The 16438-nt window shown below is 70.1% G+C and carries 14 protein-coding genes; 4 read left to right on the forward strand and 10 right to left on the reverse strand.

Going from position 1 to position 16438, the window contains the following annotated elements; all coding sequences use genetic code 11:
• Window positions 1–7 precede the first annotated feature (7 nt).
• From OG927_RS08700 to ctaC, 3 genes are read right to left on the reverse strand one after another with little or no spacing between them, the layout of a single operon-like run.
• Window positions 8–406: a cytochrome c oxidase subunit 4 gene (locus tag OG927_RS08700; protein WP_056784294.1), complete on the reverse strand. Its 399-nt coding sequence runs from the start codon at window positions 404–406 to the stop codon at window positions 8–10.
• A complete protein-coding gene (ctaD, locus tag OG927_RS08705; RefSeq protein WP_057573652.1) occupies window positions 403–2139 on the reverse strand; it encodes an aa3-type cytochrome oxidase subunit I in 1737 nt (578 codons plus the stop codon). The genes OG927_RS08700 and ctaD overlap by 4 nt, the downstream gene beginning before the upstream one ends.
• Window positions 2136–3104, reverse strand: coding sequence for an aa3-type cytochrome oxidase subunit II (ctaC, locus tag OG927_RS08710; protein ID WP_056784296.1), 969 nt, complete (start codon window positions 3102–3104; stop codon window positions 2136–2138). The genes ctaD and ctaC overlap by 4 nt, the downstream gene beginning before the upstream one ends.
• A gap of 272 nt (window positions 3105–3376) precedes the next feature.
• Between ctaC and OG927_RS08715 the strand changes: the two genes are divergently transcribed.
• Window positions 3377–4762: a cysteine desulfurase/sulfurtransferase TusA family protein gene (locus tag OG927_RS08715; protein WP_330319935.1), complete on the forward strand. Its 1386-nt coding sequence runs from the start codon at window positions 3377–3379 to the stop codon at window positions 4760–4762.
• 6 nt (window positions 4763–4768) lie between these two features.
• Here the strand turns inward: OG927_RS08715 and OG927_RS08720 are convergent, their stop codons facing one another.
• Complete coding sequence (locus OG927_RS08720) at window positions 4769–5743, reverse strand: carbohydrate kinase family protein (protein WP_124282599.1); 975 nt, start codon at window positions 5741–5743, stop codon at window positions 4769–4771.
• A gap of 158 nt (window positions 5744–5901) precedes the next feature.
• On the opposite strand from OG927_RS08720, the gene OG927_RS08725 reads away from it, so the two are divergent.
• Both OG927_RS08725 and OG927_RS08730 read left to right on the forward strand, forming a co-directional pair.
• Window positions 5902–6099: a hypothetical protein gene (locus OG927_RS08725; RefSeq protein WP_056784308.1), complete on the forward strand. Its 198-nt coding sequence runs from the start codon at window positions 5902–5904 to the stop codon at window positions 6097–6099.
• Between the two features lie 126 nt (window positions 6100–6225).
• Window positions 6226–7698 (forward strand): hypothetical protein, encoded by a 1473-nt coding sequence (locus tag OG927_RS08730; RefSeq protein ID WP_209470673.1) that lies wholly within the window; start codon window positions 6226–6228, stop codon window positions 7696–7698.
• 74 nt (window positions 7699–7772) lie between these two features.
• Here OG927_RS08730 and OG927_RS08735 read toward each other — a convergent pair whose 3' ends face one another.
• Window positions 7773–8129 carry a HesB/IscA family protein gene (locus tag OG927_RS08735; protein ID WP_056784314.1) on the reverse strand — a complete coding sequence of 119 codons (357 nt, stop codon included), beginning with the start codon at window positions 8127–8129 and terminating at the stop codon, window positions 7773–7775.
• Between the two features lie 230 nt (window positions 8130–8359).
• Between OG927_RS08735 and nadA the strand changes: the two genes are divergently transcribed.
• The gene (gene nadA, locus OG927_RS08740) at window positions 8360–9547 is read left to right on the forward strand and encodes a quinolinate synthase NadA (protein WP_056784317.1); all 1188 of its coding nucleotides are present in this window, start codon (window positions 8360–8362) and stop codon (window positions 9545–9547) included.
• A gap of 124 nt (window positions 9548–9671) precedes the next feature.
• Here the strand turns inward: nadA and OG927_RS08745 are convergent, their stop codons facing one another.
• The 5 genes from OG927_RS08745 to OG927_RS08765 form a co-directional block, all read right to left on the reverse strand.
• Window positions 9672–12827, reverse strand: coding sequence for an efflux RND transporter permease subunit (locus tag OG927_RS08745; protein WP_124282596.1), 3156 nt, complete (start codon window positions 12825–12827; stop codon window positions 9672–9674).
• A 204-nt stretch (window positions 12828–13031) separates the two neighbouring features.
• The gene (locus tag OG927_RS08750) at window positions 13032–13721 is read right to left on the reverse strand and encodes a response regulator (protein WP_056785898.1); all 690 of its coding nucleotides are present in this window, start codon (window positions 13719–13721) and stop codon (window positions 13032–13034) included.
• Window positions 13718–14989: a sensor histidine kinase gene (locus tag OG927_RS08755; RefSeq protein WP_124282595.1), complete on the reverse strand. Its 1272-nt coding sequence runs from the start codon at window positions 14987–14989 to the stop codon at window positions 13718–13720. The genes OG927_RS08750 and OG927_RS08755 overlap by 4 nt, the downstream gene beginning before the upstream one ends.
• A 154-nt stretch (window positions 14990–15143) precedes the next feature.
• On the reverse strand, window positions 15144–15422 hold the full coding sequence (pspAA, locus tag OG927_RS08760) for a PspA-associated protein PspAA (protein WP_056784325.1): 279 nt from the start codon (window positions 15420–15422) through the stop codon (window positions 15144–15146).
• Window positions 15423–15432: 10 nt separating this feature from the next.
• Complete coding sequence (locus OG927_RS08765; RefSeq protein ID WP_056784329.1) at window positions 15433–16206, reverse strand: PspA/IM30 family protein; 774 nt, start codon at window positions 16204–16206, stop codon at window positions 15433–15435.
• Window positions 16207–16438: the final 232 nt, after the last annotated feature.

Genomic DNA, 16438 nt, shown 5'->3' on the forward strand with positions numbered 1-16438 from the left:
GCGGGTGCTACTGGGTGCGGTTCTCGCCCCGGTAGTACTCGAAGACCCAGCCGAAGAGGCCGATCAGGAGCAGGGGGGCCGCGAAGTAGGCGAGCCACCAGCCGAAGACGACGCCCAGGAAGAGGAAGGCGCCACCGATGGCCAGCGAGAGCGGCTGCCAGCTGTGCGGGGAGAAGAAGCCCACTTCACCGGCTTCGTCCGCGATATCGGCTTCCTTGTTGTCCTGGGCCATCTGGTCGACCCTGTTGGCCGTGAAGGCCAGGTAGAACCCGATCATGACGGTCAGTCCGAAGGAGAGGACGAGCGCGGTGGTGCCCACCGGCTCCTTGGACCACAGGCCGTACGTGACGGCCATGACCAGCATGAAGACGCTCAGCCAGAGGAAGAGCTTGCCCTGGATCTTCACTTGCCCTCCTCCTTGCCGCCGACGAGGACCTTGTCACCCTCGGAGAGGTGATCGAGCTGCTCGAGCGCCGCGATCTCCGGGTGGTGCAGGTCGAACGCCGGGGATTCCGAGCGGATCCGCGGCAGGCTGAGGAAGTTGTGCCGCGGCGGCGGGCACGACGTCGCCCATTCGAGCGAACGGCCGTAGCCCCACGGGTCGTCGACCTCGATTTTCTTGCCGTACTTCGCGGTCTTCCACACGTTGTAGAAGAACGGGAGCATCGACAGTCCGAGCACGAACGAGGAGACCGTCGAGATCGTGTTCAGCGCGGTGAAGCCGTCGGCCGCGAGGTAGTCCGCGTACCGGCGCGGCATGCCCTCGGCACCGAGCCAGTGCTGCACCAGGAACGTGCCGTGGAAGCCGATGAACAGCGTCCAGAACGTCATCTTGCCGAGCCGCTCGTCCAGCATCTTGCCGGTGAACTTCGGCCACCAGAAGTGGAATCCGGCGAACATCGCGAAGACCACCGTGCCGAACACGACGTAGTGGAAGTGCGCGACGACGAAGTACGAGTCGGAGATGTGGAAGTCCAGCGGCGGCGAGGCCAGGATCACGCCGGTCAGACCACCGAAGGCGAAGGTGATCAGGAAGCCGACCGACCAGAGCATCGGTGTCTCGAAGGACAACGATCCCTTCCACATCGTGCCGATCCAGTTGAAGAACTTCACACCGGTCGGCACCGCGATCAGGAATGTCATGAAGGAGAAGAACGGCAACAGCACACCGCCGGTGACGTACATGTGGTGCGCCCACACGGTCACCGAAAGGCCGGCAATGGCGATCGTCGCGCTGATCAGGCCGACATAACCGAACATCGGCTTCCGGCTGAACACCGGAATGATCTCGGAGACGATTCCGAAGAACGGCAGGGCGATGATGTACACCTCTGGGTGTCCGAAGAACCAGAAGAGGTGCTGCCAGAGCAATGCGCCGCCATTTGACGCATCGAAGATATGTGCGCCGAATTTTCGGTCGACTTCCAGCGCGAAGAGCGCCGCGGCCAGCACCGGGAAGGCCAGCAGGACCAGGACACCGGTCAGCAGGACGTTCCAGGTGAAGATCGGCATGCGGAACATCGTCATACCGGGGGCGCGCATGCAGATGATCGTGGTGATGAAGTTGACCGCACCGAGGATCGTGCCGAAGCCGGAGAAGGCCAGACCCATGATCCACATGTCGGCGCCGATACCCGGCGAGCGGACCGCGTCCGACAGCGGGGAGTAGGCGAACCATCCGAAGTCGGCCGCACCCTGCGGGGTGAGGAAGCCGGACACCGCGATGAGCGAGCCGAAGAGGTACAGCCAGAACGCGAACATGTTCAGCCGCGGGAACGCGACGTCGGGCGCGCCGATCTGCAGCGGCATGATCCAGTTGGCGAACCCGGCGAAGAGCGGCGTCGCGAACATCAGCAGCATGATCGTGCCGTGCATCGTGAACGCCTGGTTGAACTGCTCGTTCGACATGATCTGCGTACCCGGACGGGCCAGCTCGGCGCGCATGAAGAGCGCCAGGAGACCGCCGATGCAGAAGAACGCGAACGAGGTGACCAGGTACATCGTGCCGATGGTCTTGTGGTCAGTGGTGGTGAGCCACTTGACGACAACGCTCCCCGGCTGCTTGCGCCGCACCGGCAGCTCGTCCTCGAAAGAGTCGTCTGCTGCCGCGGCACCCTGAGATTCGTTGAGGATGCTCACAGTTTGTTCGTCTCCGCATTCCTGGCCGGGTCCGTCTGCTCGATGCCTGCCGGCACGTAGCCCGTCTGACCCTTCTCCGCCAGCTCCTTGAGGTGCTGCTGGTAACGCTCCGGGGAGACGATCTTGACGTTGAAGAGCATCCGGGAGTGGTCGACGCCGCAGAGCTCGGCGCACTTACCCATGTAGGTGCCCTCCTTCTTCGGAGTCACCTCGAAGGCGTTGGTGTGGCCCGGAATGACGTCCTGCTTCATGAGGAACGGCACCACCCAGAAGGAGTGGATGACGTCACGCGAAGTCAGCACGAAGCGGACCTTCTCGCCCTTCGGCAGCCACAGGGTCGGACCCGGGTTGCCGTTCTGCGGGTTGCGCGTACCGGGGATGCCCACGTCGTAGACGCCGCCGGCGTCCTGGGGGAAGTCCTTGCGGTACTTGTCGGGGATGGCGTCGAGCTCCTTGGGGATCTCGCCGCCGGTGGAGGGCGAGCCCTCCACGTTCTCGATGTAGTTGAAGCCCCAGCTCCACTGGTAGCCGACCACATTGATGGTGTGGGCGGGCTTCGGGCTGAGCTCGAGGAGCTTCGACTCGTCGCGCGCGGTGAAGTAGAAGAACACCGAGACGATGATGAGGGGGACCACTGTGTACAACGCCTCGATGGGCATGTTGTACCTGGTCTGCTGAGGTACCTCCACCTTGGTCCGGCTACGCCGGTGGAAGATGACACTCCAGATGATCAGCCCCCACACGAGCACGCCCGTGGCGAGCGCTGCCGCCCACGAGCCCTGCCAGAGGGAGAGGATGATCGGAGCCTCTTCCGTTACCGGGGTAGGCATACCGAGGCGGGGGAAATCCTCCCAGTTGTATTCACAACCGGAGGCCGTCGCCAGGACCAGGCCCGCAGTCAGCACCTGCGGCAGCTTCCGCCGCATCGGGCGCCGCGACAAGCGGTCGGAGCCGTTGGGACTCACGTAGCGCCTTCCCGAGAGTCTCGCCCGCACGGTCGGCGCGGCCGTTTCGCTTGGTCGGTCGCCGGCCCTGACGCGGGCAGGGGTTTGGATGTTTATGCGGACCAAACCCTACTGGACGCTATTTGGGGTCGCGCGGGGAGGGTGCCCAACGCGCCGCCCGACACCCCGAAGGGGTGGAATCCGGGCTTCCGGCCGCCATCTGACGCTCCCTCGCTCCTCCCCCGGGCCCGCCCGTCCCCGGGTCACGCGCCGCTGCGGGCTAGCGTGGCGCCGTGCCCTACTTCGATTCCGCCTCCTCCGCCCCCCTGCACCCCGTCGCCCGCCAGGCGCTGCTTGCCTCGCTGGACGAGGGCTGGGCCGATCCGTCCCGGCTGTACCGCGAGGGGCGGCGGGCCGCCCTGCTGCTGGACGCGGCCAGGGAGGCCGCGGCCGAGGCCGTCGGATGCCGGCCGGACGAGCTCGCCTTCACCTCGTCGGGGACCCGTGCGGTGCACTCCGCGATTGAGGGGGCGCTTTCCGGCCGTCGGCGTGTCGGCCGCCATCTGGTCCTTTCCGCGGTCGAACACTCGTCGGTGCTCCACGCGGCCGCGGCCCTGGAGGCGGCGGGCGGATCGTCTACCGAAGTGCCCGTGGACCGGTCCGGGGCGGTCGACCCCGCCGCGTACGGCGAGGCACTGCGTGCGGACACCGCCCTGGCCTGCCTGCAGTCCGCCAACCACGAGGTGGGGACCGAGCAGCCGGTGGCCCGGACGGCGGAGATCTGCGCGGCGGGCGGCGTACCGCTGCTGGTGGACGCCGCCCAGTCACTGGGCTGGGGGCCGGTGCCGGACGGCTGGTCGCTGCTGGCCGCCAGCGCGCACAAGTGGGGCGGTCCGGCGGGAGTGGGACTGCTCGCCGTCCGCAAGGGCGTCAGATTCGCCCCCCAAGGCCCGGCCGACGAGAGGGAGTCGGGGCGGGCCCCCGGTTTCGAGAACATTCCGGCCGTCGTGGCGGCGGCGGCCTCGCTGCGCGCGGTACGCGCCGAGGCTGCCGCCGAGTCCGTACGGCTGCGCGCCCTGGTGGACCGGATCCGGGGCGCGCTCGGTGGTGGTCTGGTGCCGGACGTGGAGGTGGTCGGGGACCCGGTGCGGCGGCTTCCGCACCTGGTCACCTTCTCCTGTCTCTATGTCGACGGGGAGACTCTGCTCCATGAGCTGGATCGGGCCGAATTCTCCGTTTCATCCGGTTCGTCCTGCACGAGCAGCACCCTGACCCCGAGCCATGTCCTCAAGGCGATGGGGGTGCTCACGGAGGGAAACATCCGCGTGTCGCTTCCGGCCGGGACGACCGGGGCCGAGGTCGACCGCTTCCTCGATGTGCTGCCGGGCGTGGTGGCCGGGGCCCGGGAGAGGCTCGGCGCACCCTCTTCGGCGGCCTCCTCCCCCGCCCCGCGCGCGTCGCTCGTCGTCGACGCGCTGGGCAGGCGCTGCCCGATCCCGGTGATCGAACTCGCAAAGGTGATCGGAGAGGTACCCGTCGGCGGCACGGTGACGGTGCTCGCCGACGACGAGGCCGCCCGTCTGGACATTCCCGCCTGGTGCGAGATGCGCGAGCAGGAGTACGTGGGTGAGGAGCCGGCGGACCGCGGCTCGGCCTACGTGGTCCGCCGTCTCCTGTGAGCCCTGCTAGGAGAGGTGCGCCCTGACCTCGGTGGCCGCCTCGTCGCCGTACGCCTTGGTGAAGCGGTCCATGAAGTGGGTGCGGCGCAGGGTGTACTCCTGCGTGCCGACCGTCTCGATGACCAGGGTCGCGAGCATGCAGCCGACCTGGGCGGCGCGCTCCAGGCCCACGCCCCAGGCGAGGCCGGAGAGGAATCCGGCCCGGAAGGCGTCGCCGACGCCGGTCGGGTCGGCCTTCCGCTCCTCCTCCGCGCAGCCGACCTCGATCGGGTCCTCGCCGGCCCGCTCGATGCGGACGCCGCGGGCGCCGAGGGTGGTGACGCGGTGGCCGACCTTGGAGAGGATCTCCTCGTCGCTCCAGCCGGTCTTGGACTCGATGAGGCCCTTCTCGTACTCGTTGGAGAAGAGGTACGTGGCACCGTCGAGGAGGATCCGGATCTCGTCGCCGTCCATCCGGGCGATCTGCTGCGAGAAGTCCGCGGCGAACGGGATGCCCCGGGTGCGGCACTCCTCCGTGTGGCGGAGCATCGCCTCGGGGTCGTCGGCGCCGATGGAGACGAGGTCGAGGCCGCCGACCCGGTCGGAGACGCTCTTCAGCTCGATCAGCCGGGCCTCGCTCATCGCACCGGTGTAGAAGGAGCCGATCTGGTTGTGGTCCGAGTCCGTCGTGCAGACGAAACGGGCCGTGTGCAGGACCTCGGAGATGCGGACCGATCCGGTGTCGACGCCGTGCCGGTCGAGCCAGGACCGGTATGCGTCGAAGTCCGCCCCGGCGGCGCCGACCAGGACCGGCCGGGTGCCCAGCAGGCCCATGCCGAAGGCGATGTTGGCGCCGACACCTCCGCGGCGCACGTCGAGGTTGTCGACCAGGAAGGAGAGCGAGACCGTGTGCAGCTGGTCCGCGACGAGCTGGTCGGCGAACCGGCCGGGGAAGGTCATCAGGTGGTCGGTGGCGATGGAGCCGGTGACTGCAATGCGCACGGGGAGACTGCTCCTGCGGAAGGCGAAGGAGCGCGCGGGCGCGCCCTCCGGGACGGCATGACAGTTCACGCTACCCGGTACCGCCACCGGACCCGAAGGGGAAAACTACCCGATAGTAGGTCTTTCTACCTGAGCTCTCCCGTGCATACGGTGCGGATATGTCGAACAACATCGTTCCGCGTGAGTCCGAGATGAGCCTCGCCGAGCTGCGCGGGGACTGCGCCCGCATGGCACCGCACTGGGTCGTCCCCGCGAAGACCGCCGCGAAGCCGGTGGCACCGTCCCTGATCCACGGGGTCACGGTGCCGCCCTCGTCGGCCCGGCTGATCGACTCCATGTCGGTCTACGGGGACTGACCCGCCGGCCGGCAGGTTCCCCGGCGCCGCCGGGGAACCGCGCGCCCGTCCGTTCCGTCCCACCGTTGTCCCCACGCGGGGACGGGCGATGAGCCAGTGGCGGCCGACAGGCGAAGGAGCGATCCGGTGAGCACCGAGCGACCCGAGAATGACGTGACGTCCCGGCGGCGGCGTCCGCCGCTCGCCGTGGCCTCCGTGGCGGCAGCCGTGCTTCTGGCCGGTGGCGGCGGTGCGTACTGGGCCTCGAGCGCCGCGGGCGACGGGGGCGCGGACAGCGGCAGCGCGGCCTCCGGCGGCCGTACGCCTCCCCTCCTCCCGCTGGACCTCTCCCAGGACGGCCCCACGACGCCCCCGCAGGGCATCGCGCCCGGCGAGCCGGACCCGCACGGCGGCGGGGTCGTCTACCGCGCCTCGGTCGAGCTGCCGGACGGCCCGGACACGGCCTCCGTGCACCGGGCGAAGGGCGCGGTGACCGCCGCGGAGGTGGCACGGCTGGCGAAGGCGCTCGGGGTGCAGGGGGCGCCGTATGCCGACGGCACGGCCTGGAAGGTCGGCAGTGACGCGGACGGGTCGGGACCGGTCCTCAGGGTGACGAAGCAGGCCCCCGGCACCTGGACCTTCGCTCGGTACGCCTCCGGTGGCCCGGACGGTTGCCGGTCCACCACGGTCTGCGCGAAGGACACGGCGCCCGGCACCGGTTCCCCCGTCGGCGAGAAGGCCGCCAAGGCGGCCGCGGCCCCGGTGCTCGAGGCGGTGGGGCAGGACGACGCCGCGCTCGACGCCCGTCAGCTGATGGGATCCGTACGCGTGGTGAACGCCGACCCGGTGGTCGGCGGGCTGCCGACGTTCGGCTGGTCGACCGGTGTCCAGGTCGGGGCCGGGGGCGAGATCGTCGGCGGCAGCGGTCAGCTGAAGGGCCTGGAGAAGAGCGACACCTATCCCGTGGTCGGCGCCGACGAGGCGCTGAGGCAGCTGAACGCGGAGAGCCGCCGGGCCGCCAAGGGCGGTACGGGCGGCTGCGCGACCCCCGTACCGCTGGAGGGCGACCCGGCCGCGCCGGGGAGGACGGACTGCGCCGGGTCGAGCGGCACCCCGACCACCACCGTGACCGTCGACGGTGCGGTGCTGGGGCTGGCCGCGCGGAACGCCGACGGCGAGCGGGTGCTCGTGCCCTCGTGGCTGTTCTCCGTGCGGTCCGGGGGCGGCGGCCCGGAGAACACGGTCGTGCGGGTGGCGGTGGACCCCGAGTACCTGACCGCCGACGGCACCCGGCCGGCTCCGGAGCCCACGAAGCTCCCGCGGGACCCGGGGACGGGTTCGGACGACGCGACGGCCGGTCAGCGGCAGATCATCGCGTACAGCGCCGAGGGCAGGACGCTGAAGGTGACGTTCTGGGGCGGCGTGTGCAGCACGTACGAGGCACGCGCCACGGAGACCGGTACGACGGTCCGGGTCGCGGTCACCGCGTCGGATCCGGAGCCCGGCAAGCCGTGCATCCTCATCGCCGAGGAAACGACCCGGACGGTGACACTGGACGCCCCGCTCGGCGACCGGAAGGTCGTCGACGCGGACTCGGGAGCCGCGGTGCCGCGCGGCTGACGGGCCGTGCACGACGAAGGCGGCGGCGCACCCGGATCCCCGGGTGCGCCGCCGCCTTCGTCGTGCGTACGGGCTCAGCTGAAGGAGTCACCACAGGCGCAGGAGCCCGTGGCGTTCGGGTTGTCGATCGTGAAGCCCTGCTTCTCGATCGTGTCCACGAAGTCGACGGAGGCGCCGCCCAGGTACGGGGCGCTCATCCGGTCGGTGACGACCTTGACACCGCCGAAGTCCTTCACGACGTCGCCGTCGAGCGAGCGCTCGTCGAAGAAGAGCTGGTAGCGCAGGCCCGAGCAGCCGCCGGGCTGTACGGCGACGCGCAGTGCGAGGTCGTCACGGCCTTCCTGCTCCAGCAGGGTCCTGACCTTGTCTGCGGCGGCGTCGGACAGGAGGATGCCGTCGCTCACGGTGGTGGTCTCGTCCGATACGGACATCTGCTTCTCTCCCGGGTTGTACGGACTGCTTGCCGACGGTCCAACCATCGGGGCCGCGGATTCATTCCGGGCCAAGCGCTTGTCTGTTCCCTTCATGCTCGCACACCACTCCCCCGAAGGGATGCGTCACATCGACGCTATCGGCATCGTCAATCCGACGTGGGGCGGTTATGATAGATAACGTCAATTAGACGAAAAGGCTTGTTCGCAGAGTTCGCAGAGAAGAAAGGGTGCGTGTCGTGACCACCGCCCAGCCCCTGGATGTCCAGCCGACACCCCTCGCCCTGCTGCTGCTCGGCCGCGAGGCCGACCCGAGGAGCGAGCGCGGCGTCGAATGCCCCGGCGACCTGCCCTCGCCGTCCGACCCGGACCTGGTGGAGCGCGCCCGCGCCGCCAAGGAGAAGCTCGGGGACAAGGTCTTCGTGCTCGGCCACCACTACCAGCGCGACGAGGTCATCCAGTTCGCGGACGTCACCGGCGACTCGTTCAAGCTGGCCCGGGACGCCGCCGCGCGGCCCGAGGCGGAGTACATCGTCTTCTGCGGCGTGCACTTCATGGCCGAGTCGGCGGACATCCTGACCGGCGACGAGCAGAAGGTCGTGCTGCCGGACCTGGCGGCCGGCTGCTCGATGGCCGACATGGCCACCGCGGAGCAGGTCGCCGAGTGCTGGGACGTGCTCACCGAGGCGGGCGTCGCCGAGCAGGTCGTGCCGGTCTCGTACATGAACTCCTCCGCCGACATCAAGGCCTTCACCGGCCGGCACGGCGGCACGATCTGTACCTCCTCGAACGCGAAGCGCGCGCTGGAGTGGGCCTTCGAGCAGGGCGAGAAGGTCCTCTTCCTCCCGGACCAGCACCTGGGCCGGAACACGGCCGTGCGGGACATGGGGATGACCCTGGAGGACTGCGTCCTCTACAACCCGCACAAGCCGAACGGCGGCCTGACCGCCGAGGAGCTGCGCGACGCGAAGATGATCCTGTGGCGCGGGCACTGCTCGGTGCACGGGCGGTTCTCGGTGGAGTCCGTCGAGGACGTACGGGCGCGCATCCCGGGCGTGAACGTCCTGGTGCACCCGGAGTGCAAGCACGAGGTCGTGGCCGCCGCGGACCAGGTGGGTTCGACGGAGTACATCATCAAGGCCCTGGAGGCCGCACCGGCCGGCTCGAAGTGGGCCATCGGTACGGAGCTCAACCTCGTACGCCGTCTGGCGAACCGTTTCGCCGCGGAGGACAAGGAGATCGTCTTCCTCGACAAGACGGTCTGCTTCTGCTCGACGATGAACCGGATCGACCTGCCGCACCTGGTGTGGACGCTGGAGTCGCTGGCCGAGGGGAACCTCGTCAACCGGATCCAGGTCGACCCGGAGACGGAGAAGTTCGCGAAGCTGGCGCTGGAGCGGATGCTGGCACTGCCGTAGGGCGCCTGCGGCCCGGCCGTGCCGGGCCCCCGCGGCCCTGGTCCGGCCGGGTCCTGACGGGAGAGGGCCCCCGACGCCGTCGTACGGCGTCGGGGGCCCTCTCCGGTTACGTGCGGGGGCGGGGTCAGGCCTTCGCCGGCTCCGGCTCCTCGGAGGAGGTCTCCTCCGACGGACCGTGGGGCGCGGTGCCGGACTCGGCCTCGCGCTTCGCCGCCTTCTTCCCGGCCCGGCGCTCCTTGCGGAGCTCCACCATCGCGTACAGCGTCGGCACCAGGAGCAGGGTCAGCAACGTGGAGGTGATCAGACCGCCGATCACCACGATCGCCAGCGGCTGGGAGATGAAACCACCCTCGCCGGTGACGCCGAGCGCCATCGGGAGCAGGGCGAAGATCGTCGCCAGTGCCGTCATCAGGATCGGGCGGAGGCGGTGGCGACCGCCCTCGACGACGGCCTCGATGACGCCCATGCCCTGGGCCCTGTACTGGTTGATCAGGTCGATCAGGACGATCGCGTTGGTGACGACGATGCCGATCAGCATCAGCATGCCGATCATCGCCGCGATGCCCATCGGGGTGCCGGTGATGATCAGGAGCCCGAGGGCGCCCGTCGCGGCGAAGGGGATGGAGACCAGCAGGATCAGCGGCTGGACGAGCGACCGGAAGGTCGCCACCAGCAGGATGAAGACGATCGCGATGGCCGCCAGCATGGCCAGGAGCAGCTTCGAGGTGGCGTCGTCCTGGTCCTGGGTGACCCCGCCGATGGTGGCGGTGGCGCCGTCCGGCAGGTCCAGGGCGTCGAGCTTCTCCTGGAGCGCCCTGGAGACCGCGCCGGTGTCGTCGTCGGTCGGCTTGGCGGTGACCGTCGCGGCACGCTGGCCGTCGATGCGGGTGATGGAGACCGGGCCGGGAACGAGCTCCACGTCGGCGATCCGGCCCAGCGTGACCGGGCCGAGCGGAAGCGCCTTCAGTTCGGCCGCCGTGGTGGCCGGCGTCGCCGACCTCACCAGGACGTCACGCTCGGTGTCATCCATGATCGCCGTGCCGGACGGGGTGCCGCGCACCGCGCCGGCGACCGCCGCACCGAGCGTGGCCTGGCTGAATCCGGCGTCGGCCGCCTTGTCGTTGGCCTTGACCGAGAGGCGCGGAACGCTCTGCGCCAGGTCGCTCTGGACATCGGTGACGTCCTTGAGCTTCGCGACCTCTCCGCGGACCTGCTCGGAGGCCTTCTTCAGGACGTCCGCGTCCGCGGCCTTGACGGTGACACTCAGGTCCTGGGAACCGAAGCCGCCGTCGGCGGCGATCGTCGTGTCGCCGATGCCGTCGAGCTTGTCGAGGGCCTCGTCGATCCGTTCGCCGGCGGCCTCGTAGTCCGCCGCGTCCTTGAGCGTGATCTGGTAGGACGCCTGGTTGGCTCCCGTTCCTCCGCCGAAGGCCGCCATGAAGCCGGAGGAACCGACGGTCACCTGGTAGTCCTTGACGCCCTTGTCGGCGTCGAGGACCTTCTCGACCTTCCGGGCGGCCTCGTCGGCCGCCTCCAGAGCGGTGCCGGGGGTCAGCTCCTGCTTGAGGGTGATGACCTCCTGCTCACCGGGCTCGAAGAGGGTCGTCTTGAGCAGCGGCGTCATGCCGAGGGTGGCGAAGAGGACCACGAAGGCGATGCCGATACTGGCGCCGCGCCGACGGGTCGCGAAGCTGAGCACCGGGATGTAGAGCCGCTGGAGCTTGCTCGCGGCTTCCTTCTCCTCGGCCTGCCGGCGGGCTTCCTCCGGGTTCTCGGCCGTGCCCTTGGGTGCGCGCAGGAACCAGTACGACAGGACGGGGACCACGGTGAGCGACACCAGCAAGGAGGCCAGCAGCGCCGCCGTGACGGTGAGGGAGAACGAACCGAAGAGCTGGCCGACCATGCCGCCCACCAGCCCGATGGGCAGGAAGACCGCGACGGTGGTGAGCGTGGACGAGGTGATCGCGCCGGCGACCTCCTTGACGGCGGTGACGATCGCCGAATGGCGCTCCTCGCCGTAGCCGAGGTGCCGCTTGATGTTCTCCAGGACCACGATCGAGTCGTCGACGACCCGGCCGATCGCGATGGTCAGCGCGCCGAGGGTGAGCATGTTCAGCGACAGGTCGCGGGTCCAGAGCACGATCAGCGCGAGGACGACGGAGAGCGGGATGGAGACGGCGGTGACCAGCGTCGAGCGGATCGACGCCAGGAACACCAGGATCACGACGACCGCGAAGATCAGCCCGAGGGCGCCCTCGGTGGTCAGACCGGAGATCGCCTTGGAGACGGCCGGCCCCTGGTCGGAGACGACGGTCAGCTCGGCGCCGGCGCCGAGGTCCTTGCGCAGGTCCGGCAGCTTGTCGTGGACGGCGTCCGAGATGGCGACGGCACTGCCGTCCTTGGCCATCGTCGCCATGACGGCGAGGCTCGGCTTGCCGTTCGTACGTGTGATGGAGACCGCGGTGGCGGGCTCCTGCTTCACCGTGGCGATGTCGCCGACACGGACCGGCTTTCCGGCCTCGCCCGTGGCCGGGTCCGCCGCGGAGACCTTCAGGTCCTCGATCTGCTGCAACGAGGTGAAGGAACCGCCGACCTGGATGGTGCGGCTCTTGCCCGACTCGGCGAAGGAGCCGGCCGGAACGGTGGCACCGCCGGCCTGGAGCGCCTGGGCCAGGGAGCCGGCGTTCAGACCGGCCGCCGCCAGCTTCCTGTCGTCGGGCACGACGGACACCTGGAGGTCCTGCACGCCGTCGACCGCGACCTGGCCGACGCCCTCGATGTCCTCGAGTGCCGGGACGACCGTGCGCTCCAGCTGGTCGGCGAGCGCCTGCTGGTCCTTGTCGGACGTGACGGCGAGGACGACGGCCGGGATGTCGTCCGTCGAACCGGCGATGACCTGCGGGTCGACGTCGTCGGGCAGCTGGATGCGCGCGCGGTTCACCGCCTGCTGGATGTCCGCGACGAGTTGCTTGGTGCCTTCGTCGCCGAAGTCGAAGCTCGCCATGATGAGGGCGTTGCCCTCACTGGCGGTCGAGGTGATGCCCTCGACGCCGTCCACGGCCTTGATGGCGTTCTCGAGGGGTTCGACGACCTGCTTCTCGACCACATCGGGGGAAGCACCCTGGTAGGGGGCCAGCACCGACACCATCGGGAGTTCGATGGTGGGCAGCAGCTGCTGCTTGAGCTGCGGGATCGCGATCGCCCCGAAGACGAGCGCGACGATCGAGATCAGCCCGATCAGGGCCCTTTGCGCGAGGCTGAATCTGGACAGCCAGGACATGGGTGGTTCTCTCTTCTGTGGCGTACGCGGCAGTGGGGCGGCTGACCGGAACGACGGCCGGAGGCCTCGGACCGGAGCTCGAACGAAGGGGACACAGCCTGCCCGCCTATACGATCGCCGATCCCGGGGGCGGATTCGTCGGTCCCCGGGTTGCTTTCTCATGACGCCCGTACCGCGTTTGGAGTACGCCGGGTCTCCACCCCGTCACTCGGTCCTGGGTCGCACCAGGCCCGATTCATAGGCAATTACCACCAGTTGGGCCCGGTCCCGGGCACCCAGCTTCGCCATCGCCCGGTTCACATGGGTCTTGACGGTGAGAGGGCTGACCACGAGCCGCTCGGCGATCTGGTCGTTGGAGTGCCCTCCCGCGACGAGGACGAGCACCTCGCGCTCGCGTCCGGTGAGCGCGGCGAGCCGCTCGGAGTACTCCGCGACGTCCGGGCCCTCACCGGCGCTGCCGCCCTGGGCGAGGAAGGTGGCGATGAGCCCCTTGGTCGCGGCCGGGGAGAGCAGCGCCTCACCGCCGGCGGCGATCCGGATGGCGTTGAGCAGCTCGTCCGGTTCGGCGCCCTTGCCCAGGAAGCCCGACGCACCCGCGCGCAGGGACTGCACCACGTACTCGTCCACCTCGAACGTGGTGAGCATGACGATCCGTACGTCCGCCAGTTCGGGGTCCGCGCTGATCATCCGGGTGGCGGTGAGCCCGTCGGTGCCGGGCATCCGGATGTCCATCAGCACCACGTCGGCACCTGTCGCGCGGGCCAGTGCCACGGCCTCGGCGCCGTCCGCGGCCTCGCCGACCACCTGCATGTCGGGCTCCGAGTCGACCAGTATCCGGAAGGCGCTGCGCAGCAGCGCCTGGTCGTCGGCGAGCAGCACCTTGATCGGTGTCATGCGCATCCCCCCGTCCGTTCCGCCGCGGCCGGCCTCTCCGGCCCGCCCGTACGGGACATGACGGGCAGGATCGCATGGACGCGGAATCCGCCCCCGTAGCGGGGCCCCGCGGTCAGGGTGCCGCCGAGCGCGGTGACGCGTTCCCGCATGCCGATGAGGCCGTGCCTGTCCCGGTCGTCGTACCCGTCGGTGCGGCCCGTCCCGGCGCCCGCGCCGTTGTCGAGCACGGTGATCTCGGCGGTCGCCCCGACCCGTACGACGCTCACCTCGGCCCGGGCGCCCGCACCCGCGTGCTTGCGCACGTTGGTCAGGGCCTCCTGGATGATCCGGTAGGCCGCGAGGTCGACCGCGGCGGGCAGCGGGCCGTCCCGGTCGGTGCAGGCCAGCTCGACGGGGAGCCCGGCGTTGCGGAAGGTGTCGACCAGGCCGCCGAGGACGGCGAGCCCGGGGGCCGGCTCGGTGGGGGCCTCGGGGTCGCCGGACTGGCGCAGCAGCCCGACGGTGGACCTCAGCTCGTTGAGCGCGGAGCGACTGGCCTCGCGTACGTGCGCGAGCGCCTCCTTGGCCTGGTCCGGGCGCTTGTCCATGACATGGGCGGCCACCCCGGCCTGGACGTTGACCAGGGCGATGTGGTGGGCGACGACGTCGTGCAGGTCTCGGGCGATGCGCAGCCGCTCCTCGGCGACCCTGCGGCGGGCCTCCTCCTCGCGGGTGCGCTCCGCCCGCTCGGCCCGTTCCCTGATCGCGTCGATGAACGCGCGCCTGCTGCGCACGGCGTCCCCGGCGGCGGCGGCCAGGCCGGTCCAGGCGAGGACGCCGACGTTCTGCTGGCTGTACCAGGGGGCGGAACCGACCGCCATCGCGGTCACGGTCAGCACCACCATGGTCAGCAGGCCGACACGCCAGGTGGTGGGGCGGTCGGTGCTCGCCGCGACGGTGAAGAGCGCGATGACGGAGCTCATCACCACGGGGGCCGGCGGGTCCATCAGCAGGAACTCGAGGGCCGACAGCACCCCGGTCACGGCGAGCACCGCCACGGGGTTGCGCCGCCGCAGCACGAGCGCTCCGGCGCCGAGCACCATCAGGACGACGCTGAAGGGCGCCGGGGTACGGACGCCGAAGACGGGCCCGTGGCCCGGGTCCGGCTCGGCGAACGACGCGCAGACCATGGCGGCGAGCACCGAGACGGCGAGCGCCCCGTCCAGGGCGAAGGGGTGGCCGCGCAGCCAGCGTCGGGCGCGCACGAGCCCGGTTCCGAGGGTGGTCACGTCGAGCCACGGTACGGCGTGCCGCCCGCCCGCCGCCGGTCCGGTGTCCGGACCGCGGTCGCGGAGGGGCCCGGAGGCCGGCTCCCGCAGCACTGCGCCCCGCGCCGGTGGGACCGGGGCGGGGCGCGGTGCGGAGTGTGGAGCGGGCGCAGGGTCAGCCGGGGATCAGCCCGTCGTCGCTGAGCATGGCGCGCACCTCGTCGAGGGTCGCGTCGGGTGACGGCAGGATCAGTTCGGACGGCTCCAGGGAGTCGTCCGGCAGGGGCGAGCCGAGCTCGCGCACCTTGTCTAGGAGCGCGTGGAGGGTGGCACGGAAGCCGGGTCCGTCACCGCTCTCCATCTCCGCGAGCAGCACGTCGTCGAGCTTGTTCAGCTCGGCGACATGGCTGTCGGCCAGGACGACCTGGCCCTCCCCCATGATCCGTACGATCATGACGCTGCCCTCACTGCTTGTCGAACTTGTGCGGGGACTGCGGTGCCGCGTCCTGCGCACCGCCCTCGATGGCCTGCTGCTGAGCGGAGGAACCGCCGGCCAGCTCGGCCTTCATCCGCTGCAGTTCCAGCTCTACATCCGTACCACCGGAGATCCGGTCCAGCTCGGCGGCGATGTCGTCCTTCGCCGTCCCGGTCGGGTCGTCCAGGGCGCCGGAGGCCAGCAGTTCGTCGATTGCCCCGGCCCTCGCCTGGAGCTGCTGGGTCTTGTCCTCGGCCCGCTGGATCGCGAGGCCGACGTCGCCCATCTCCTCGGAGATGCCGGTGAAGGCCTCGCCGATCCGGGTCTGCGCCTGGGCCGCCGTGTAGGTGGCCTTGATGGTCTCCTTCTTCGTGCGGAAGGCGTCCACCTTGGCCTGCAGGCGCTGGGCCGCGAGGGTGAGCTTCTCCTCCTCGCCCTGCAACGTCCGGTGCTGCGTCTCCAGGTCCGTGACCTGCTGCTGGAGGGCGGCGCGCCGGGACAGCGCCTCGCGGGCCAGGTCCTCCCGGCCGAGCGCGAGCGCCTTGCGGCCCTGGTCCTCCAGCTTGGACGACTGCCCCTGCAGCTGGTTCAGCTGCAGTTCCAGCCGCTTGCGCGAGGTCGCCACGTCGGCGACCCCGCGGCGCACCTTCTGAAGCAGCTCCAGCTGCTTCTGGTACGAGTAATCGAGGGTCTCGCGCGGATCCTCGGCCCGGTCAAGGGCCTTGTTTGCCTTCGCGCGGAAGATCATTCCCATACGCTTCATGACACCGCTCATGGGCTTCGCGCGCCCCCTTCTGACGAACTGAGCTCCAGCACTCCAACAGAACCCACAGTACGGGCCCTGCCTCCATTACCGCACTGTTCGGGGACGGATGTGCTCCTCCCCAAGGACGACTGCGACCCCCGACCGCTCCCGCCCAGGGAGTAGACCGCTGTCGGGGGGAGCGGGGGGCGGGAGTCCGTTCTGCCCCTGTGCGGGCAGTTATCAGGACGCA

The organism is Streptomyces clavifer (genome assembly GCF_036345975.1).
Classification (GTDB): domain Bacteria; phylum Actinomycetota; class Actinomycetes; order Streptomycetales; family Streptomycetaceae; genus Streptomyces; species Streptomyces clavifer.